The 22313-nt window shown below is 44.0% G+C and carries 17 protein-coding genes; 5 read left to right on the top strand and 12 right to left on the bottom strand.

Features of this window, described 5'->3' with window-relative positions:
- Window positions 1-7: 7 nt before the first annotated feature.
- The 3 genes from ACTRWI_RS09395 to ACTRWI_RS09385 all read right to left on the bottom strand — a co-directional run bounded on the left by ACTRWI_RS09395 (window position 8) and on the right by ACTRWI_RS09385 (window position 3946).
- Entirely contained in the window at window positions 8-688 is a 681-nt protein-coding gene (locus tag ACTRWI_RS09395) for a hypothetical protein (protein ID WP_499130783.1), read from the bottom strand.
- A gap of 1101 nt (window positions 689-1789) precedes the next feature.
- Entirely contained in the window at window positions 1790-2320 is a 531-nt protein-coding gene (locus ACTRWI_RS09390; protein ID WP_499130781.1) for a 3'-5' exonuclease, read from the bottom strand.
- A gap of 87 nt (window positions 2321-2407) precedes the next feature.
- Complete coding sequence (locus ACTRWI_RS09385) at window positions 2408-3946, bottom strand: sensor domain-containing diguanylate cyclase (RefSeq protein ID WP_499130778.1); 1539 nt, start codon at window positions 3944-3946, stop codon at window positions 2408-2410.
- A gap of 350 nt (window positions 3947-4296) precedes the next feature.
- Between ACTRWI_RS09385 and ACTRWI_RS09380 the strand changes: the two genes are divergently transcribed.
- The 3 genes from ACTRWI_RS09380 (at window position 4297) to ACTRWI_RS09370 (ending at window position 9881) form a co-directional block, all read left to right on the top strand.
- Window positions 4297-4929 carry a DUF2760 domain-containing protein gene (locus ACTRWI_RS09380; protein WP_499130776.1) on the top strand — a complete coding sequence of 211 codons (633 nt, stop codon included), beginning with the start codon at window positions 4297-4299 and terminating at the stop codon, window positions 4927-4929.
- Complete coding sequence (locus ACTRWI_RS09375; RefSeq protein WP_499130775.1) at window positions 4929-6869, top strand: Hsp70 family protein; 1941 nt, start codon at window positions 4929-4931, stop codon at window positions 6867-6869. The genes ACTRWI_RS09380 and ACTRWI_RS09375 overlap by 1 nt, the downstream gene beginning before the upstream one ends.
- Before the next feature lie 159 nt (window positions 6870-7028).
- A complete protein-coding gene (locus ACTRWI_RS09370; RefSeq protein WP_499130773.1) occupies window positions 7029-9881 on the top strand; it encodes an Hsp70 family protein in 2853 nt (950 codons plus the stop codon).
- Between the two features lie 156 nt (window positions 9882-10037).
- Here ACTRWI_RS09370 and ACTRWI_RS09365 read toward each other — a convergent pair whose 3' ends face one another.
- Window positions 10038-10253 carry a hypothetical protein gene (locus ACTRWI_RS09365; RefSeq protein WP_499130772.1) on the bottom strand — a complete coding sequence of 72 codons (216 nt, stop codon included), beginning with the start codon at window positions 10251-10253 and terminating at the stop codon, window positions 10038-10040.
- 700 nt (window positions 10254-10953) lie between these two features.
- On the opposite strand from ACTRWI_RS09365, the gene ACTRWI_RS09360 reads away from it, so the two are divergent.
- On the top strand, window positions 10954-11091 hold the full coding sequence (locus ACTRWI_RS09360) for a diguanylate cyclase domain-containing protein (protein ID WP_499130796.1): 138 nt from the start codon (window positions 10954-10956) through the stop codon (window positions 11089-11091).
- Between the two features lie 221 nt (window positions 11092-11312).
- On the opposite strand, the gene ACTRWI_RS09355 is transcribed toward ACTRWI_RS09360, so the two are convergent.
- The 7 genes from ACTRWI_RS09355 to ACTRWI_RS09325 form a co-directional block, all read right to left on the bottom strand.
- Entirely contained in the window at window positions 11313-11786 is a 474-nt protein-coding gene (locus ACTRWI_RS09355; protein ID WP_063522480.1) for a DUF2947 domain-containing protein, read from the bottom strand.
- A gap of 142 nt (window positions 11787-11928) precedes the next feature.
- Window positions 11929-12516, bottom strand: coding sequence for a ribosomal protein S5-alanine N-acetyltransferase (gene rimJ / locus ACTRWI_RS09350; protein WP_499130770.1), 588 nt, complete (start codon window positions 12514-12516; stop codon window positions 11929-11931).
- 18 nt (window positions 12517-12534) lie between these two features.
- Window positions 12535-14079, bottom strand: coding sequence for a transcriptional regulator TyrR (gene tyrR / locus ACTRWI_RS09345; protein WP_499130768.1), 1545 nt, complete (start codon window positions 14077-14079; stop codon window positions 12535-12537).
- 144 nt (window positions 14080-14223) lie between these two features.
- A complete protein-coding gene (locus ACTRWI_RS09340) occupies window positions 14224-15297 on the bottom strand; it encodes a YcjF family protein (protein ID WP_499130767.1) in 1074 nt (357 codons plus the stop codon).
- A gap of 15 nt (window positions 15298-15312) precedes the next feature.
- Window positions 15313-16686: a YcjX family GTP-binding protein gene (locus ACTRWI_RS09335; RefSeq protein ID WP_499130765.1), complete on the bottom strand. Its 1374-nt coding sequence runs from the start codon at window positions 16684-16686 to the stop codon at window positions 15313-15315.
- Between the two features lie 209 nt (window positions 16687-16895).
- Entirely contained in the window at window positions 16896-17081 is a 186-nt protein-coding gene (locus ACTRWI_RS09330) for a hypothetical protein (protein WP_102433922.1), read from the bottom strand.
- A 164-nt stretch (window positions 17082-17245) separates the two neighbouring features.
- Complete coding sequence (locus ACTRWI_RS09325; protein ID WP_499130763.1) at window positions 17246-18763, bottom strand: fumarate hydratase; 1518 nt, start codon at window positions 18761-18763, stop codon at window positions 17246-17248.
- 253 nt (window positions 18764-19016) lie between these two features.
- On the opposite strand from ACTRWI_RS09325, the gene pabB reads away from it, so the two are divergent.
- Entirely contained in the window at window positions 19017-20390 is a 1374-nt protein-coding gene (gene pabB / locus ACTRWI_RS09320; protein ID WP_499130761.1) for an aminodeoxychorismate synthase component I, read from the top strand.
- Between the two features lie 132 nt (window positions 20391-20522).
- Here the strand turns inward: pabB and ACTRWI_RS09315 are convergent, their stop codons facing one another.
- Window positions 20523-22247 (bottom strand): ATP-binding protein, encoded by a 1725-nt coding sequence (locus ACTRWI_RS09315; protein WP_499130760.1) that lies wholly within the window; start codon window positions 22245-22247, stop codon window positions 20523-20525.
- Between the last annotated feature and the right edge of the window lie 66 nt (window positions 22248-22313).

The following is a 22313-nucleotide window of genomic DNA, read 5'->3' as shown; positions in this document are numbered from 1 at the left end:
TTCAAAATCACAGGGATAGTTTAAAACCCAACTCACTGATATTGACGCTAGCGAAGCCTAATTTAACGGCGCTAAGTTCACTCGCAATGTCCAGGGCATGTTGCTCATCCTTTGCCAAAATCGAGATAGAGTATATTGGTTGAATCATCGCTATCTGGTTTAGCTTCCGCTCAGCAGTAGACTGATTTTTTATATAAGCCGAAGTAATCACTCCTTGAGATCTCCAATCACCCACTTTTTGTAAATCTACGCTAATAATTTTATCTACCAGCAACTGATCTTCTGGCTCTTTCCAAGTCAATTCAATCGCATAGTTTTTAAAAGCAACTTGAGTATCTAGCCATTTACTTCCGATGTCTCTTACTTCAGTTATCTCGGCTAGATTTTTAAATTGAAAAGGTAGATTTCCAATAACGCGTCTTACTTCTTCTTCACTATTGGCTTCCATCACAAATTTAATTTTTGGAAACTGATTTTCGCCATTAAAACTATCAGAAACAAACATATCGTGAATTAAACCAGCATCAATTAAGTTAGCAAATGCTTGCTTCTGTTGAGGCAGCACATCTAATACAGCTCGAGCATCTTGTGTTTTCCAAGCAACCGATACACCATAAGCAGCTGAATAACTATTAACCGAAAACAAAAAGCTAAAAATAACTAAAAAAATTTGTGGTACATATTTCATTCAAAACACTCTCTATTATTTTCGGATGACTTAGTAAATATTAGTATCAGTAGTACCCTCTAATGATTAAGAGAGGTTGTTCCTCTCTCATTACAGAGATCGCATCTATAAAATGCTTTTGGCTTTTCCAGTTCGCGACATTTACGTAAGGTTAAGTGCGTCTGTGTTTGATGTTCAATGTAACCTAGCAGAAATAAAAGCGGTTTTTTGGGCTAACACGTCCCTCGCAATTTGCCAATAGGCTAAGGTTTGCTCATGCTTACTCGAATATACTGAAAATGTGTTGATAAACACAACAGGCTGTAAAGCGCCAATGAATTTATACATTATAAACTCAATGCGATGAAATTTTTAATAAACCACTTTATAGGGCCTGCGTTGATTAGATGTTGCACACGCTAACAGAAATAGTATAGTCATCAAGACCCAAGCTAACGATTTAATATTAATTAAATGGCTACCCTATTATTGACATCAAAAATTATATAAACAAAGCCATGATAAATATAGTCTACCCCTTAGATGTGGATAATTAAAGTCAGGATGTTAAAAATACCATCAAATAATAGAGAAAACCATACCCTCAAGAATCGAATCGATTTTCTTCACTCGAGAATGTTAAAGTTAACTCTCGATTTTATATCAATCCGACGCCTGCCTTTCTCTGACAAATATCCAGTAGTTTTAACTCATTACATACTCGGTTCAATTGTCCCTATTCTCATCAATATAGTGATTGCAAGCATGCTAGTTAAGCCAGAACCCGATAAACACAAGTTCAACTCACCTAAAATGGTTCATTTTTTCAAGCAGTTACATTGACCTTTATCGCTATATCTGGTTTAAGCATAGAGATGATTGATGCTACGATTAAAGCTTTTATGTCGCCAGTGACACTACATATATCCGGGCATTGAATCTTCATTTTGTTGATAAAGGCGATAAGCTAAAGATAATATTGGGGAGATAAATATCTTAATACACGAACGATGATGATTTATTTAGTCACTATGGTAATAACAGCCCACAGGAAGATGTAAAAAAGCCACCTTATGTGGCGGCCATTTACATTTCGGAGCAAATATTAATATTCGCCTACTACTAAAGCATCGTCAGAGCAAGCTTCGCCAGGTTGTAAGCATCAACGTAACCAGAATGCTGGCGACCTTCCCATTCGATGTTTTTTGCTTCTTGAGCCGCTCGGTGACCGATGCGTTTGTCTTTCAGGCGGTTTTGTACGCGATACAACGTCGCAATATTGATGAACTCGCTAAATGGTGGTTCGATACCTTTCTCTTGACACTCTTTGTGTAAAATCAGGTCATCACGTCCCCACGCAGCATAAATCTTGTTTGGGCCACCGAAGTTCTTAATCATCGATTTGATGACTGATTCTAGCGGACGCCCCTGCTTTTCAATCTTACGTGGAGTAATGCCGGTTAGATCGGCACAAAACTGAGAGACTTCGTCTTTTTCTGGCTTAACGTAGTATTGCGCTTGTTTCACTATGGTTCCAGATGCCAGATCAATCTCAGCAAGGCCCACTTCAATGATCTCGCCTGTTGTACCTACACCATTTTCGCTCCAACAGCACATTTCCAAATCGAAACACACCACTCGATTATGATTCATACGTCGCCTAATTCTCTCGTCAAAAGTTTTGTGAAATTGTACATGAGCCCAATACAGAACTCGACCCCAGTTGCTTCAAGTGCTCATTTAGCCTGCAATTGTGACTCGATTTCGACCATTTAACTTGCTTTGATAGAGCATGCTATCTGTTTTTTGGAGCAGTTCTTCAGTGTCTTCATTGGTATGAATAGCCGCACCAATACTCAAAGTGCAGATTAACTGTTGCCCTTTATGTTCACAATGAGAGTGGTTTACTGTATTTAGAATGCATCGTAAGTAGCGGTCTAGCGCTTCATGATTTGAGATGCTCGAAATAATACAGAATTCATCCCCCCCAAGACGGAAAAGGTTATCCCCTTCTTTCAGGTTTACTGAAATCAACTTGATGACATGAACAAGCAAAGCATCACCAGCAGGGTGACCAAACTTATCATTGATGCTTTTAAATTTATCAACATCAAACCCGACTAAGCTAAATGGCTTGCCGCTCTTAACCGCTCTATCAAACATCTTATTGAAAGCTCGTCGGTTATAGATTTCAGTTAAGCTATCGTGGTTCGCTAGGAATCGAAGTTCTTCTGTTCTTTTGTCTAACATGCGATACAAGCGCTCTTTCTCTCTGATCTGCATGTTAACGATATACGCTAGCAACAATGAGATGGTTGTCCCGACTAGCGCGATGCCAGTTAATACAAGGTAGCCATAAAATGAGATGCACGAATCTATCTTGTAATCGATCTTCCAATTGCGGTTGGTCAATTCGATAGTCTTAGTTATATGGTGCCCTGTTACTCCCTCATAGCCTTCTGTTTCAAATAGAATCGGCGAGTCTTCAGCTTCGAACCCGGTATCCGTGACACGAATGTACACATCCATATCGCCGACAGCCAATGCCAACAGGTTTTCAAAGTAATAAGTGGTACGCACTACACCAATCACCACACCAAGTAAGTTATCACTTTCCCCTTCAAACACCGGGTGATATACCAACATGCCAGTCTTAGGTGTATCTGGAGTTAAACCATCTTGAATAAGGCGTACTTTGTCCGAAATGTTCGCTTGGCGCGTCTGTTTGATATTTTCGACAATACGCTTAAATCGCTCGCGTTCAGAGTAGAAACCAATCACTCTGTCGTTCGCTTCAGTATTCGGATAAATATCGGTAGCAATAAAAGCAGGCTCGCCATCTAACTGGTAACCATAGGTTTTGGGTTCATGTTTAGGGATGGTGAACAGGCGGTAAAATGGGTACTTTCCTTCCATTTTCGCAGTGTGCTCGGCAATCTGGTCTGCCGTGACTTTCTGCATCCACTGTAAGCCAATTAAACTTTTTGAGCCGTTAATGGTTTGTTGTGCAAAACGGTCAAATTTATCCCAGTCTTCAGGATCATTAGAATAGAAAAAGTTAGCGCCCGAACCTATGTAAGCCACATCATTATCGATAAACGCTTCCAAGTTTAGTGTTTGGTGTTTAGCAAAGCTATCTAAATTCATGTTCAATGCGCGGTTTTGGTTGAGCGCGACTAAAATAAAACACAACACTGTAATCAAAAAGCTGACCGAAAATACGACCAGTGGTAGCGTTCGTCTCTTCAACCCTGTTAGTGGGTCGGTAGTATGAGGCATATAGGTTCCAAATTGGCTTTGATGAGGCCAAAGTATATAACGGAAGGGAATGATGCTCCATTTAAGTTTTCGTTCTAAAAATGACATAAAAGACGCACACTTTACTTTGCCTTCACATCACAGGTTAACAATCGACCGAATCTCGACTAAATTTCAAGCTAACACACTCAAAAACTACTGGTTTGAAAACATAAATTACCACTCTTAAGCCTTGAATATGCTAGTATCCACCCATATTTATAGCTTGAAAGTGACCATTTGGGCGTTGCGCCTATGAGTTTCTTTCTAACCTGTATATTCCCTATAACCGACGAATATACCGTTAAATCAATTTAAAGAGAAAAATCACTATGATCGTTGATTTGAACCTAATCCCACAGACGTTTGATATGCTTCACGCAGGCCTAACTGCATCAAGCGTTTTACTACTGCTAATTGCCGTTTCTCGTAAAACCAAAGTGGTTGAGAAAGTTGTAGAAAAACCAGTAGAAAAGATCGTTGAAGTTGAAAAGCCAGTTGAAAAGATTGTCGAAGTAGAAAAAGTAGTTGAAGTTGAAAAAGTCATCGAGAAAGTAGTAGAAGTTGAATCTAAGCTCGCTACAGCACCAACAGATTCTGCAATGCAATTGCTGTCTATCATGCAGCAAGAAGCGCGTCTAATCGACTTCCTAAAAGAAGACCTAACTTCGTTCTCTGACGAAGAAGTTGGCGCAGCTGCACGTGTTATTCACACTGGTGGTCAACAAGTACTAGCGGACTACGTAACGCTTGCTCACATCCGCGATGAAGATGAAGAGACTCGCATCACGGTAGCTGAAGGCTTCAATCCTCAAGAAATCCGTCTAACAGGTAACGTAACGGGTAACGCACCATTCAACGGCACACTTGTTCACAAAGGCTGGAAAGCAACGGACATGAACCTGCCTAAGCTTGCTGAAAACTACGATGCATCTGTAATTGCACCGGCAGAGGTAGAGCTATAATGGAACACCAAACTCAGGCATCATCGCAAGAGCTACCTACTCAAGATCAAGCACCTAAGTTCAGCGTTGGTATCGATTTAGGTACTACACACTGCGTTTTGTCTTACATCGACACAACGAATGAAGATGCTCGTGTTGAGGTAATGCCAATTCCTCAGCTTACGGCTCCTGGTACAGTAGAAACGCGCAGCCAACTTGGCTCGTTCCTATACCAACCGCACGAGCACGAAATGAACGAAGCGTCACGTGTTTTGCCTTGGTCTTCCGAGCCAAAAGCACTAGTTGGCGCCATCGCTCGTAATCTTGGTGCTAAAACCCCTATCCGTTTAGTAGCAAGTGCGAAATCTTGGCTATGCCACGGTGGTGTAAACCGCCGTGACGCATTCCTTCCTGCAGGTAGCCCAGAAGAAGTGGAAAAAGTATCTCCACTAAAAACAACTGAGCTGTACCTTGAGCACCTTAAAGATGCATGGAACCATGCAAACCCAGAACACAAACTGGCTGACCAAGATGTAACGATCACCGTTCCTGCTTCGTTTGACCCAGCAGCTCGTGACCTAACTGCAGAAGCCGCTCGTAACGTTGGTTTTACTCATCTAACGCTTTTAGAAGAGCCTCAAGCGGCGCTTTACAGCTGGATCGATAACAGCAACGACAAATGGCGTGACGAAGTAGACGTTGGCGACATCGTGTTAGTTGTGGATATCGGTGGTGGTACTACCGACCTTTCTTTAGTTGAAGTAACTCAAGACGACGGTAACCTAAGCCTGAACCGTATCGCTGTAGGTGAACATATCCTACTTGGCGGTGACAACATGGATTTAGCTCTGGCTTACCGCCTTAAGATGAAGCTAGCACAAGAAGGCAAAGAGCTGGCACCTTGGCAAGTTCAAGCGATGACTCACGCATGTCGTGACGCAAAAGAAGCGCTACTGAACGATGCAGAGCTTCAAGCGGTACCAATCGTGGTTCCTAGCCGAGGCTCTAAGCTACTTGGCGCGACGCTAAAAACAGAACTGACTCAGCAAGAAGTACAACAAACACTGGTTGATGGCTTCTTCCCTAAAGTTGCTGTGACTGATCAACCGATACAAAAAACGCGCGGCGCACTGACTCAAATGGGTCTGCCTTACGCACAAGATGCAGGTATCACTCGTCACATTGCCGCATTCCTTTCTAAGCAAGCGAACGCGCTTTCTGGAAATGGTGAAACGGCTCAACAAGATTTCAATCCGTTTGCAAATATGCCGGGCATGCCAGGTGCTGAAGCGCCTGCTGCTGACTTCATCAAACCAACAGCAATCCTGTTCAACGGTGGTGTTCTAAAATCTAACCTACTTGCTGATCGTCTTTCAGACACAATTAACGAGTGGTTGATCAATGCTGATGCAGAATTTGCGAAACAACTTTCAGGCCTAGACCTAGATCTAGCCGTTGCAAGTGGTGCTTCGTACTACGGCGCAGTACGTCGTGGTCAAGGCGTTCGTATCCGTGGTGGTATCGCTTCTGCTTACTACGTAGGTATTGAAAGCGCGATGCCTGCAATCCCAGGAATGGCTCCCCCAATGGAGGCACTGTGTGTTGCACCATTTGGTATGGAAGAAGGCTCAAGCGTTCAAGTTCCTAGCCAAGAATTTGGTCTAGTGATTGGTCAGCCAGTTCACTTCCAGTTCTTCGGTTCAACAACTCGCCGTGAGGATGAAGCTGGTACTCACCTTGATCACTGGGCGCCAGAAGATCTCGATGAGCTTCCTGAAATCCAAGTGACACTGCCTGTTTCTGAAGGCCGTCGAGAAGGTGAAGTGGTTCCGGTTACTTTAGCTTCTCGCGTTACTGAGCTAGGTACTTTATACCTAGAAGCGATTGCCACTGACAATGGTCAGAAATGGCATGTTGAGTTCGACGTTCGTGAAGATTCGAACAGTGACTCAAACGACTAAGCATAATGAATCAACGGCACCTAAGCGGGTGCCGTTATTTTATCGATACCATTCCCAACTCAGTCCTACCTGTTTCTCAGGAACGACGTAGACGAATAACAACAATAAGACCAAAGCTATCAACACACTGGTCATCACTCTGGAAGAATAAGGTTTTGTATGGCAACTCCTCGTTTTTTAGTCGGCATTGACTTAGGCACAACCAACACCGTGGTTGCCTACTGTGAAATTAACGACGACCTACAACACGCTCCCGTTTCCCTTTTCGAAATCGATCAGCTTATCGGCCCTAGTGAAGTGGTTCGTAAGCCTCTCCTCCCATCGTTTCGTTACCACCCAGCACAAGGTCAAATCTCCCCATCAGACCTGACTATGCCGTGGGAACCAAATCCAGTTGAAGGCGATATCAAGAATGTTATCGTCGGTGAGTGGGCGCGTGAATTAGGCGCGAAGATTGAAGGTCGCCAAGTATCGAGTGCGAAGAGTTGGTTATCGCACCAAGCGGTGGAACGTAGCTCGGACATTCTCCCTTGGGCAGGCGCAGCAGATGTCGATAAAGTATCGCCAGTAGTCGCAAGTGCTAGCTACCTAAATCACATTCGCCAAGCATGGAACTACCGTAACCCAAGCAACAAACTTGAAGATCAAGATGTCGTTGTTACGGTTCCAGCATCATTCGATGAAACAGCACGTAAGCTGACACTCGAAGCCGCAGAGCTAGCCGGTTTAGGCAAGATCCTCTTACTCGAAGAGCCACAAGCGGTTTGTTACGACTGGTATGCACGCCATCAGCAAACGGCAGCGGAAGAACTCCAACAGATCCCGTTGATCTTAGTGTGTGATGTCGGCGGTGGTACTACCGACTTAAGCTTAATTGAAGCCCAGTTCAATGCGGATAACGATGCAGACAAGCAAGGCCACAACGAGCTAGCACTCGATCGTATTGGCGTTGGCGAACACTTGATGCTAGGTGGTGATAATCTAGATTTAGCCCTCGCCCACCTTGCAGAGCAGCGTTTTAATCAAAATAAGAAGCTGAATGCCTCTAGCCTCACCAAACTGATTCAACAAACTCGTGCCGCAAAAGAGAGCCTGCTTTCAGCTGATGCGCCAGACGATGTCAAAATCACTATGCTTGGCAGCGGATCTAAGCTTTTAGGCGGCACTAAGAGTATTGGCTTAACCAAGCAAGAAGTTCATCAAATAGCTTTAGAAGGGTTCTTCCCACTTTCTGAATTTACTGAAACACCAGACAAGCGTCGCAGCGCTGTAGTCGAATTCGGCCTGCCTTACGTTGCCGATCCTGCGGTGAGCAAGCACGTTGCTGAATTCCTGACAACGCATCAGCAAGTGTCTAAAGCGGCGCTACAAAATTCAGATGCTGTGCAATTCGATGACACCAAACCAGCTATTCCTGTGGGTGTGCTACTTAACGGTGGTGTGTTCAACAGTGAACTTGTCACAGAGCGTATAACTCAGCTTCTAGGCAACTGGAACGGCGCTCCAATCACAGTACTAGATAACCCTCATCCAGATTGGTCTGTGGCATTAGGCGCGGTTGCATTTGGTAAGGCACGCCGTGGTGCCCAACTGAAAATCGGTGGCGGTGCTGCTCGTTCTTACTTCTTACATCTACAAGAGAAGAACAAAATGGGTAAAGCGCTGTGTCTGCTTGCTAAAGGTACCGAAGAAGGCCAAGAAATTCGTTTGAACAGCCGTCGTTTCTCACTGACGTTAGGCGAGCCAGTTCGTTTTAACCTGCTGACTTCAACTCACGATCAAATTGCTCACGATACAGCCATTCAAAATGGTGTGATGGTCGATGTGGATGCCGACCTGTTCTCCCCTCTTCCACCTTATATCTCTACGCTGGAAGGCTCAGGCACAGCCGAGCTTCAAGCTAACCAAAAAGAGCGCGTTGAAGTGCTGCTCGCTTGTCAGTTAACCGAAGTCGGCACACTGAAAATGGAGTGCGTGAGTACTGAAGATGACTCGAAACGTTGGTTACTTGAATTTGAAGTCAGAAACAAACAAGGCGATGAGTCTGATAATTCTAGAATTCACCCACGCTTAGATGAGTGTAAAGAGCTCATTTCTCGCCTGTACAGTGGCAACAAGAAGAGTGCGGAATCGAAAGAGATCAAGACACTATCGAAAGGTCTTGAAAAACGACTCGGTAAACGCGATGAGTGGGATTTCACCACACTCCGCCATATATTTGATACTTTATCATTAGGTCGTAAACGTCGTCGCCGCTCAGAAGCACATGAGAAAAACTGGTTACGCTTAGCGGGTTACTCACTGCGTCCTGGCTTTGGTGACCCTACTGATTCATGGCGCATCGAACAGATTTGGGGTCTCTACCAACAGAACATTCAGTTTAAGAACCACCAAGGTTGGACAGACTGGTGGGTATTCTGGCGCCGTGTTGCCGGTGGTTTAAACCAAGAGCAGCAAGAGACAATCTTGGCTGACATTGCGAAGTACCTTCACCCGGGTGCTATGAAGAACCCTAAAAGTGCTAAAGATGCCCAAGACAATGGTTATGAAGCCATGGTGAGATTAGCGGCATCCCTCGAGCAACTCGAAGTTGAAGACAAAGTGCTTCTTGCGTCTTGGTTCCTAATCAAAGCGATCAATCACAACCAGTTTGAACAAGCACACTGGTGGGCGCTAGGTCGACTGGCTTCTAGAACCCCGTTATATGGCAGCCAGCACAGTGTGATTCCTAGAGAGCAAGCAGAGCAGTGGTTACCGAAATTACTTGAGCAGAACTGGCAGAAAGAACAGATGATTGCCTTTGCTGCTGTGATGATTTGTCGTAAGACTGGCGACCGTCAGTTTGATATCTCTGACGATTACCGTAATCAAGTGATTGAGAAGCTTATGCAGAGCAAGGTTCCAGATTCTTGGTTAACGCTGGTTAGCGAAGTAACCAAGCTGTCCGAGAGCGAATCTAAGCGAGTGTTTGGTGATGCTTTGCCAAGTGGCTTAAGCCTAATCAATAGCTAGGGCTGAATGCAGATATCACTTCTAATCAGCTAGAAAAGAAAAAGCCACTTTCGATGCGTTGAAAGTGGCTTTTTTGTTGGTGGCTAAAGGCTGGTGTGTGTTGTTGATACTTAGCTTTTGGGTTAAGAGCCTCAGCCGTGTTGCGGTTAATCATTGTTAATGTTTCGTTCCGTTTGGGTTAATAGTGAAGTCTGTATTCTCATAGATATCAGACAGTTTTTTGGGTTTCTTTTCTTTGGTTCCTTTATTGTATTGATTATGAGTTTCGCTCAAAAGCCATTCCTCATGCATTTTTGCTGAATCCAAGAATTCTGGATCCTCCATTGCTTCCTTGCGAAGTTTATTTACACGTTCGAGAATATCCCAAATCATAATACTTCACCTCCACTAAGGCTACACCTTCCAATATAGGACTCCCCCGTATTGATTCAATACTTTCCGGTTAAACCATAGTGAATTTGTGATTTAGATATCAAAAACCGCCTTATAAGCGCACCACCTAAGGACTATGCCTCTGTCTTATTAAAATACAAACGGAAGGAAATACATTATTTCAGATTGCAAGGGCATAAATTTGACATAACAGCCAACAGTATGACACTCCAAAAAGGTGATCATTAATGCCATTTACCAATATCTATCAATCTCGCTCTAAATATGCCATCAATGATCTAGTGAAAGGAATGGAGCGACAATCCCAAACTCAAGCAGATGGGCTATGTTTCTTATCTAGGCTTGCCGATCTTCCAATTGGACGGCAGCATGTTTGCAACACTTTGCGCTAAATACTAAAAAGACCTCTTATAAACCGATAGAGATAAATTTAATGGAGAGTATTCGTGCGCTATTGGAAAGCGAAGTACATACTCCAGAACGAGTACGCAAATTAAAATATACGTCTAATCACAACGAATTGACTAAAGTATTTAATCATAGAGTAATATTAATCGAGTCACCCAAATTTATCGATAGCACTATAGCAAATGGCGTTAGTATTGGACCTGTTTATTTTGATATCGACGAGCTTAAGTATGTTAATGATAACTTCGGATATAATATTGGCGACCAGTAAATAAAGTGCTGCTCTCATTCACTTCAACGTAACACTCGTAAGGATGAGATTTGTGGAAGACTTGGAGGAGATGAGTTTCTCTTATTGTGTAGAGACATCACCGAAGATTCCCTAAACAAGATAATAAGCAGAGTGTAATCTGACTTTAATAAACACTCCCAAAAACTGGGGATAGATTGCCACGCCACTTTTAGCCATGGTTCACTTACTTACTCGTCAAATATTCCACCTATCGATGAGTTAATTCGACTGACGGATGAGCAAATGTACGAAAACAAAATGAGTAAACGTAACGCCCCACTAAAATAAAAAAAGCGAGTACTCTGCTCGCTTTTCTACCGCTTAAAATTCGTTTCAGCTTACGCACGATTACCAATTTTCACCGTACCATTAGTCGCAAACCAAAGCGCTTCAGAGCGACGACGACCTAATAGAATTGGACCATCATCGTAGAACAAAAAGTTCTTCCAATGCTTCTTAAAAACGGCCCATTTGGTTTCAAGAACATTATATTTTTCATAACAAAAATAGATGGTTACGTCATCTTGCCAATCAATAAAGTTAAGGATCTCTTCTGGCATTTCCGGTTCATCGGCTTCCCAATGTGCCATCCAGCTGATCTCTTCTTTCCAGTTCGATGCTTTGCTAGGCCAGTCTTGCGGACTTAGTCGCTCAGCGTCTGGGCTTTGAGGACTCACGTTCTCTTTCCAAAACTGAGACGCTCTTGCCTGTGTCATTGGCTTAATCTTTTCCAAATCCTCAGCCGGAAGTGGCATAGATTGGTGAGTAAAAATCCATTTTCTTTGGTATTCGTCCAAAGTTGTGTATGACATCAAAATTCCTCAAATATCTTCTCAGGCCGATGGTTCAAACCATGGCTCAATGTTCTTTTAGTAAAGGCAGCAACGCTACATCGCTTAATATTCGCTACCTTTTTTAATCGCTGCTCGTTTGTGAGCTTATAGACTGCGTTGTCTAAATGTTACGTCTATCTTCCCAGTTAGGATTGACGAGCGCTGTCAGTATGTGGTCTTCCCATTTACCGTTAATTTGTAGGTAATCTTTGGCAAAACCTTCACGTACAAAACCGAGATGCTCAAGAACACCCGCACTTCGTTCATTGTGAGGCATATAACCCGCCATTAGGCGATGCATGTTCTGCACATCAAACATATAGTCTTTCGCCATGCGGAGGCCTCTGCGCATGTAGCCATGCCCCTGAGCTTGCTCTGCGAGTGAATACCCCACGTTACACGCATAGAACGGGAAGCGAGACAAATTACTGAACGAGATAGTCCCTAACATTTCGTTAGTATCGGCATTGATCAATAAACAGTAATAGCCGAGCCCCATTTTATGAAGCTCGTTTAGCTTAATTAGGCGCTGTGCCCAGCTCGTTCTATCAAAAAATGCATCTTCACGCATCGGTTCCCAAGGTTTGAGATACTCTCGATTCACCTGAAAGTACTCACTGATCATAGTCGCATCGTCTATCTCAGCGGTACGTAGGAGCAGATTTCCATCTCGCTTGTAAATACGTTCTGGTGTGCTTAAGTCTTCCATAATTTAGGTCTTATTCGATCAGTTCTTTCTAATACCGTAATCACGAAGTTTATTCGCAATAGAGGTATGAGACACGTTCAAACGCTTGGCTAACTTACGACTTGATGGAAATGACTGATAAAGCTTCTCCAAAATCTGAGACTCATAGTCTTTCATGATCTCATCCAGAGAGCCATCTAAACTCAAGTTCGCCATGCCTGTTGTCATGGTTTCTAACTGAGGCAAGTGGAACTGCTCAACCGTTAGCGTATCTGAGTCCAGTTCAGTAAGCGCGCGTAATACCATGTTGTCTAGTTGACGAATGTTACCCGGCCATTGGTAATTACCAAGTTGGTCGATTAACTCTTGAGTAAGCTTAGGCTTAAGCATACCAAGCTGTTGTGCATATTTAGCTACGAACAGTTCCAGTAATGGCGCAACGTCGTTAGAACGTTCACGCAATGCAGGAATAGAGAGCGTCAGTACATTCAAGCGGTAGAATAAGTCTTCGCGGAACGAGCCTGAATCAGCAAGTTCAGAAAGACGGTGGCGCGTTGACGCAATAATACGAACATCAGCGTGCATCTCTTCTTCTTCACCCACACGACGGAATGAACCATCTTGTAGGAAGCGAAGCAGTTTGATTTGTAGATGTGGGCTCATTTCGCCAATCTCATCTAAAAATACGGTACCACCATTGGCTTGTTCGAAAATGCCTTTATGGCCTTGTTCATGGTTGAATGAACCCGGCGCGTGACCAAAAAGCTCGGTTTCTGCTACGTCATCAGGCATGGATGCACAGCTCAGAATCAGGAATGGGAAAGACGAGCGGTTTGAGCGGTTATGACACGCTTTCGCCAACATCTCTTTACCCGTACCTGTATCACCTTCAATCAGCAGAGGCTGATCCAGCATCGCCAGCTTTTTTGCTTGGCTGATTAACGCTTTATGGCGATTAGAAACACCAACAAAATGCTCAAAGCCTAAGTTGTTCTGTTCAGGAATTGGATCAGGCGTATTCATCTCTTGGTTGCAAGAACGAATCGTCATAACCGCGCTTGCAAGCACAGGTTCGTTGACGTCACCACCCAGATAGATAGGTAGGATTTCAATAGAGAAGTCTAAACCATCCAACACCACAACTTCACGGTGGCGTGTTACTTCATCTTCGATCCAACGACTAAAGTTAAAGCTAGGTACGAAGGAGGCGAGTGGTTCACCAATCACTTCGTCTTCTTGCTTGCCAAACAGGTTGAGCGCAGCGTGGTTTGCCATATCGACTGACCCTTTAAGGTCAATCGCAATTACAGGATCAGGCAGGTTAGCCAACAAAGCGATCAGCTCAGTGTTGTGCCTTTCGCTTGGCATGAATTGTATTTTTCGTACATCCTTTACACCTGAAATTCGACGAATTTCAGCCATAAGTTCACTAAAAGCATCAAAATCAATATCAGGGCAGTTCAGGTAAATAATGCCTTTAACATCGATTTCGATTCCTCGTAAATCAATGCTTTTTGAGGCCAAGATATCGAGCAACTCACGCGTTAAGCCGAGTCGGTCTTCACACAATACTTCAAGACGCACAAATAGTCCTATTATAGGTGTCAGGATAAGTTGACAGTAGTGTGAATTAAGCTCTGAGTTCAGTCAAGAAGAAGAGTAAACATATGTTTACTCTTCGCTCGCAAACCACTCTATGTCATACATTTTATTTCAAAGACGTACGTTTTATTTGAGGGTGATACGCTTTATTTCAGAAAGGACGGCTTTACGCATGTCGGCCAGTTTTATTTTGCGTTCATTATGCCAAGGCATAGGGCGAAGTAGTGTCATGGCTTTTAGGCCCAATCGAGCAGTCAGGATACCAACACCCAAGCCCTGCCCCGCTCTCGCTGAGACTTTACCAGCCAGATCCATGGAAACTAAGTCCATACTTGCATCTATCGCCAGTTCACTTGCCCCTGCTGCTGCCATGTTGATTAATACCAACTTGAACAGTTTTATGCGAGACCAGTATCCAAGTTCAATGCCGTACACATCAGCTAGCTTATCTATCATGGTGAAGTTACGCCACGCCACCAACAACATGTCTGCCGCTGCTAATGGACTCACCGCAACCAAGGCTGCTGATTCAGTCGAGAACTTAGTGACAATTTGAGTAGCCACTTTGTCTTGCTGAGCAACAACTAAAGCATCGTACATATCCAATACTTCGGCGTCACTATGTGCCGGGTTAATGCTGTTTCTCCACTTATCGAACACCGGAGACTCCGCAATAATGCCGCCCTGCTTAGCGATGTTTTCACAGAACGCTTTGCCTCTGCCGACACTTTGGCTTTGTAGTAGCTCTCCACTCTGCTCTTGTACACTAAAGTGATCTTTTAATGAGCGTAGCTTCCATAGCTCTTTTCCGATTGCACCCAAGCCCAGTGACGCGATTGCCGCGATAAAACCGGCCCAACCGAGTGCGAGCCAATCTGCTGATTGAGCCGCCGTGATGACAGAATCAATCGCTTGCCAGCCCACCAAGCCTGCGAAAGCAACCATTAAGCCAGAACCCAGCCACTTTCTCTTTTTACTTGGACGAATAATCTGTTCCAGTTGTTGCTCGGCTCCACCATCTAGCTCGCTTTCAACCTGTGGTGCAACGGGTACAAATTTCTCTTGTTCGGTAAACAGCTGCTGAGCGCCTAATTCTGGGGTCGCTTCTCTCATGCCTTGTTTTCCAAAAGCATGATCATTGTCATCAAACGAGGTCTTCAGCGGCTCATCAAAGACCTGCTTTGTTTTTAATTCACTCATCTTTTATTGCCTCATTTATTTCAACTTATCGCCAATGAGATACTCTAAAACCTTATCAATTCTTAGGTGCTGGCAAGGTTCATCAGAATGTTGCTCCATTGGCCTAAAGCTCGTGAAATCAAACTGGTTAGTTTCCCAGTACTGCTTGTTCGGCAGCTTGCGTGGCACCTCACCCGGATACATAGTCTGGGGAACGTTATCCAAAGTAACACCTTGAAGCGCTGGCACATTGTCCGAGCCCGATGAGATATAACCTGCGCTGGTCGCTTGAATAGAAGCGATGCTCATGCAACTCATATCGATATGCTCAAACGCCGCCTGTTGCCACGCTGGGTGTACCATCTGTTGCAGTAGTGACACCAAGTTTGGATGCTGATCTGGTGTTACATGGTCTGCCTTAGTCGCTGCAAACAGGATCTTGTCGATCTTCGGAGCAAACAAACGTCTCAGGATATTGCTTCGACCATATTTAAAGCTCTTCAATAACTGTTCAAGTGCACCACGCATATCCATGAAAGAGTCGTAACCTGCATTGAGTGGCTGTAAACAATCCACCAGCACAATTTGTCTGTCGAAGGTTGAGAAATGATTCTTGTAGAACGCTTTAACAACCTTCTGTTGGTACTCTTCATAACGCGCTTTCAGCACCGCATAGTTACTTGTTTTCGAGAATTTCCCTTCTGGTGCTGCGCATGGGAAAAACTGCAACACAGGCGCGCCTTCAAGCTCACCAGGTAATACAAATCGCCCCGGTTGCACCCAATGTAGTCCATTGCTCTTACAAGCATGGAGATACTGAGTGTAGCTATCCGCAATGTTAACCAGTTTCTTCTCATCAGCTTCAGCCAACAGGTCAACGTTGCCAAGCATTGCGCTCCACTCTTGCGAGTAAGTTTCTCGGTCACCTTTTAATGCGGCAAACTGAGATTGGCTCCACGTTTCAAAATCCATATCCAATAATGGCAAATCAAGTAACCATTCACCCGGATAGTCAACAATGTCGAGATAAAGCGTACTGTTTTTACTCAGCAACTTCTTCGCGCCTTTTGCCGGCTTGTATTTGATGGCCAAGCGAATTTCACTGACATCGCGTGTCGGTGATGGCCATTCTGGTGGCTGACCATTTAATGATTCCATCGCTTCGTCATAAGAGAAACGAGGAATCATCATGTTATGTTGTGGGATGCGCTTTGCACCAATAATTCTTCCGTCTCGCGCTGATGCAAGAAGCGGTAAATTCTTATGAGTAGAGGTATGAAGAAATTGGTTAACCAACGAGGTAATGAATGCTGTTTTACCTGCACGAGACAGACCCGTGACCGCTACTCTAATGTGAGAATCCGTTCCTCTGCTTATAAAGTCACTCATTTCTTGAGTTAGGTGTTTCATTTGAACGACTCCGTGATAATTAGGCAAGCTGGTTATGATGATAGAGAGACAAGCCTATGTCCTTTCCTTATTGGGATAGTTTGTATGCTGTTGCTTGTTCCTTTACTAATAGTAGTGAGTATGCAATATCCATTCTTAATGCTAGATGAATAAAAGCCCCTGACTACATTTATAATCAGGGGCTTTAAAATTTTTTAATGAGTAGCAAACTAATCGTCTTCTATGAGTTTGTAGATAACAAACAGTGTTATCTCAGCAATCAACCACAATACACATGTAATGGTTACGTATTTTTCGTTAAAGATGCTGATTCCGTGCAAGATCAAATCGTAACCAATGAAACTACCAATCACCACGGCCAAGATAATTTGTAGGATCTGAATAAAACGAGGCATTCCTCTCTCCTATGTTCTTATATCAAACGGTGTGTTTATCACTATATCATTGAAAATAAGAAAAAAGTGCAGATAATGCTGCACTTTTGTCTTTAACTTTCTGTCAAAACTTGCAATTCAAACGCTGGGGTCAGCATCAATTGCGACTTTTTGACTTCGGTTGATTAAGCTTTTTCAGCTTCGGCGATTTTCACTTTCCATGTGTCAGGGCCGATCTTGTGTGCGTTTGCGCCCGATGAGTCAACCGCTACCGTTACTGGCATGTCTTCAACTTCAAACTCGTAAATCGCTTCCATACCAAGATCTTCAAACGCAACAACACGTGCTTTCTTGATTGCTTTTGCTACTAGGTAAGCAGCGCCACCAACAGCCATCAAGTAAACCGCCTTATGCTCTTTGATTGATTCAACCGTAGCAGGACCACGTTCCGCTTTACCGATCATCCCCATGATGCCCGTTTCGTTTAGCATCATGTCAGTGAACTTATCCATACGTGTTGAAGTTGTCGGGCCCGCAGGACCTACAGCTTCGTCGCCTACTGCATCCACAGGACCTACGTAGTAGATAAACTTACCTTTGAAGTCGACGCCTTCAGGTAAACCTTCACCGCTTTCAAGCATGCCTTGAATACGCTTATGCGCAGCATCACGGCCCGTTAGGATTTTTCCTGATAGAAGAACCGTTTCACCGGTCTTCCACTCTTGAACGTCTTCTTTAGTTACTTCATCAAGGTTAACGCGAAGTGTATTCGCGCCCGCTTCCCAAGTGATGTCTGGCCACTCTTCTAGCTTAGGTGGCGTTAGCTCTGCTGGGCCGCTGCCGTCTAGCGTGAAGTGAACGTGACGCGTCGCTGCACAGTTAGGGATTAAACATACAGGCTTAGACGCTGCGTGTGTTGGCGCAGTTTTGATCTTTACGTCAACAACGGTAGTTAGGCCACCAAGTCCTTGTGCACCAATACCTAGCTTGTTTACGCGGTTGAAGATGTCTAGACGAAGCTCTTCTTCTGCGTTCTCAGGACCTTTCTCGATAAGCTCTTGGATATCGATGTGTTCCATCAAAGACTCTTTCGCCAGTACCGCCGCTTTCTCAGCAGTACCGCCGATGCCTATACCTAGCATACCCGGTGGACACCAACCTGCACCCATCGTTGGTAGCGTCTTCTCTACCCATTCTGCGATGTCATCAGAGGGGTTTAGCATAACCATCTTAGTTTTGTTCTCAGAACCGCCACCTTTTGCCGCGATTTGAATTTCAACTTTGTTGCCCGGAACCATATTAATGTGAACAACCGCAGGTGTGTTGTCTTTAGTATTAATACGCTTACCAGCAGGGTCCATTAGTACAGAGGCACGTAGTGGGTTATCTGGGTTGTTGTAAGCTTGACGAACGCCTTCATCAACCATTTGTTGTACTGTTAGATCCGTTTCCCACTTCACATCCATACCGATGTTCACGAAACAAGTAACGATGCCTGTATCCTGACAGATAGGACGGTGACCTTCCGCAGACATACGTGAGTTAATAAGAATCTGAGCGATCGCATCTTTAGCTGCTTGGCTCTCTTCTTTCTCGTACGCTTTTTCTAGTGCTTGGACAAAGTCTAAAGGGTGATAATAAGAAATATACTGAAGTGCGTCAGCGACACTGCTGATCACATCTTGCTTACGAATAACCGTCATTGCATGCCTCTTTATTGTTCTAGTTCCATGTGGGTTCACTATTTAACGAATAACGCTAAATGAGATCTGTAGGTTTAGCTTTTATAATGTTGGGCTGTATTTAGCTGCTTTAGCAATCGCTTGCATAGCTTTAAACTAAACCACTTGGATTACACCGTTCAAATCAAGAACCCATTTTATTTTCAATTTATGATACTCTTGCTTCCTCTCACAAGCCATGCAGTGATCGAACTCTTTGTCACAAATTAAACAAATGAATAACAACGAATTTCGCGCTATCCAAATCAAGCCGCTTGAATATCAATCAACTTTAGCTAAACAGCTGTTTTCTCATATCGAAAACCTGCCGTGGGCAATGCTATTACGCTCTGCTTCAGAAAGCCACGTTGATAGTCGATACGACATTTTAGTTGCTCAACCCATCGCCACCTTCGAAACAATCGGTGCAAAAACCACCATTAATGTTAAAGAGACGTGTGAGGTTTCAGATTCCGATCCTTTCGAACTTCTGAATCACTATCAACAGCAATTATTACCTGCCACAAATGAACACTCTGATTTACCGTTCATCGGTGGTGTATTAGGCTATTTTAGCTACGATTTGGGCCGAAGAGTGGAAACACTTCCGGCTACTTCAACACGTGATATTGATGCACCCGATATGGCGGTGGGTCTGTATGAATGGGCGATTGTAGTTGACCACAAGTTGAAGACAGCTTGTGTGGTTGGGCAAAACATCGAAGCTCACTGGGATTGGTTATCTCAACAACAGGTTCAACCTCAAGCAGAGCAATTTAGCCTGACAACACCGTGGCAGTCGAACATGAGCGAGCAGAGCTACGCAGAGAAGTTCGATAGCGTTCAAGAATATCTACTGTCCGGTGACTGTTATCAAATTAACCTGGCTCAGCGCTTCAATGCAAAATACCAGGGCAGCGAATGGTTGGCCTACGAAAAGCTTGAGCAATATAACTCCGCTCCGTTTTCTGGTTTCATCCGTCTAGCCAACAGTGCCATTATCAGTGTCTCACCTGAGCGCTTCTTAGAACTTAAAGACAATGTGATTGAGACTAAGCCGATCAAAGGCACTCGCCCTCGTTCTGATGACCAAATGATTGATGATACTAATGCACAAGACTTAGCGAGCGCAGATAAAGATCAGGCTGAAAACCTGATGATTGTAGATTTACTTCGTAACGATATCGGTCGAGTGGCAAAGCCAGGAACGGTTCATGTCCCTAAATTGTTCGATATTGAAAGCTTCCCTGCTGTGCACCACTTGGTAAGCACCATCAGAGCTGACCTTGATTACCAATATTCTGCAACAGACTTATTAAGAGCTTGTTTCCCAGGTGGCTCTATTACCGGCGCCCCTAAAGTTCGTGCGATGCAGATCATCGAGGAGCTAGAGCCACATCGACGTTCAGCATATTGTGGCAGTATCGGTTACATCAGCCGAAATGGCAGAATGGACACCAGTATTACCATCCGAACCTTAGTGGCAGAACACAACACGCTTTATGCTTGGGCAGGCGGTGGTGTGGTATTCGATAGTGATTGTGCGTCTGAATACCAAGAAACGCTGGATAAACTAAGTCGAATCCTTCCTGTACTGGAAGAGTGCTAAGCGACGCCAGCTTACTGACCGCTTAGTACCAGTTCTAAGCCCAAACTAAAAGTATAAAAAAGCCGAAGTCATCGCGATGATCACTTCGGCTTTGTCTTTCCAAACGTTTTTGCTAAAGCTGTTATGCAGTCATCAACTATGACGTCGTGATTGGTCCCCCCCTCCCCACTTCTTAAGCATTTCTTTTAAGTCATAAGCCGTATATGGCTTACTAAGGATGTCGTTCATCCCACATTGAATACAACGCTCACGTTCTTCCAACGTAGTCCCTGCCGTCAGCGCGACAATAGACTTAGAATAACCTTTCTCTCTGAGGGTCTCCGTTGCTTCAAAGCCATCCATAAGTGGCATCCGGCAATCCATAAACACAATGTCATATTCTGTGTCTGACGCAAGCTCTACCCCTTCAACGCCATTGCTGGCTATATCAGGCTCTATCTCATGTTTACGTAGCATCTGCTGAATGATGATCTGGTTCAACTTAATATCATCAACCACCAGTACTTTCAGTAATGAAAGCTCAGCTTCAGATTCAAATCCTTTAGAGACCGTATCACTACCATCAGGAACATCGACAACTTGGAGGGGCACTGAAATGGTAAATGTCGTCCCTGAACCAACAATGCTGGTTACACCTATATCGCCATCCATCAGGTCGACGAGCTTACGGCAAATCGCTAAACCTAGCCCGGTACCTTCATAATTACGGCTACTTGAGTTATCCGCTTGGGTAAAGGGGTCAAACAGCGTTTTATAAGCAGACTCAGCAATACCGACTCCTGTATCTTCTACAGAGAAAATGAAGTGCTGGTCACGCCATTCGATATCAACGTTTACATGCCCTTCCTCGGTAAACTTAATCGCATTACCGATAAGATTTACAAATAACTGAGTGATACGCTCTAAATCGCCTTTGAAGTGTGACGGGACGTCTGAAGCCACGCTAATATTGAAGTCGAGTTGTTTCTCAATCGCTCGATTGGTAAAGATACTCTCAATCGTATTTCTTAAGTCATACAAAGAGAACTTTTTCGGGATCAACTCCAGCATACCTGCATTGATTTTACTGTAGTCCAATAAGTCATTAATAATGGTTCTTAAAAACTCACCTGATTGACTTAGATTATTCACGATTTCTCGTTGGGAACTATTGAGTTTGGTATTACTGATTAATTCGGCACTTCCCAATAAACCATTGAGCGGGGTTCTTAGCTCATGGTTAATCATCGCAACAAAATCGCGTGTAGCTCTTTCAGATTCCTCTGCTCGCTTACGGGACTCAATATTTCGATTGATGGCTAATTGGTGAGTAATGGCACTGCAGATAAGATCTGTGACCAATAAGAGTTGGCTCTCTATAAAGTCGACATCTTGTTCAGATAGGTTGACCTTGACGATCAATGATCCAACGATAACCTTCTCAACTTCAAGTGGTACTGTGAGTAAATCACCTTCCCATTGGGTTTCTACGATTTCTTGGTCAAAATCGCCAACCGATGCATCACCATAATCGTAGGTTTGAAGCTGTGGGAGTAGCTTTAATGGCAATATTAAGCGGCTAGCTTCAATCAGGTAACTGTTGGTCAAGTTTGTGGTCAGTTGAGACAACATCACATCATCTAAGTCGGTTCGAAGAAACGCGCGACCAAAATCTATCAATAGATTATTGATTTGCTCTTGAAACTCAATACGACGAATATTCGCGTTGGAACGTTTTTCCAATTGGCGCAGAGCAAGCTCCAACTGTTGGTTGGCTTCAAACAGCTCAAGGCTTTTTTGCTCCAACAGAGCTTCAGCCGCTTTGCGGGCGGCTATTTGGCGCTTTAGTTTCTTCTCTAAGGCAGAGGCCGGATCCATATTACTTTTCTACTTTGAGATTAAACCTAACCACACATTGGTCATCATTCTGAGGCATCATTTCCA

It is taken from the genome of Pseudoalteromonas sp. G5_S1_14_S5, from assembly GCF_054968605.1.
This window is presented reverse-complemented; position numbering and strand designations above follow the sequence as displayed.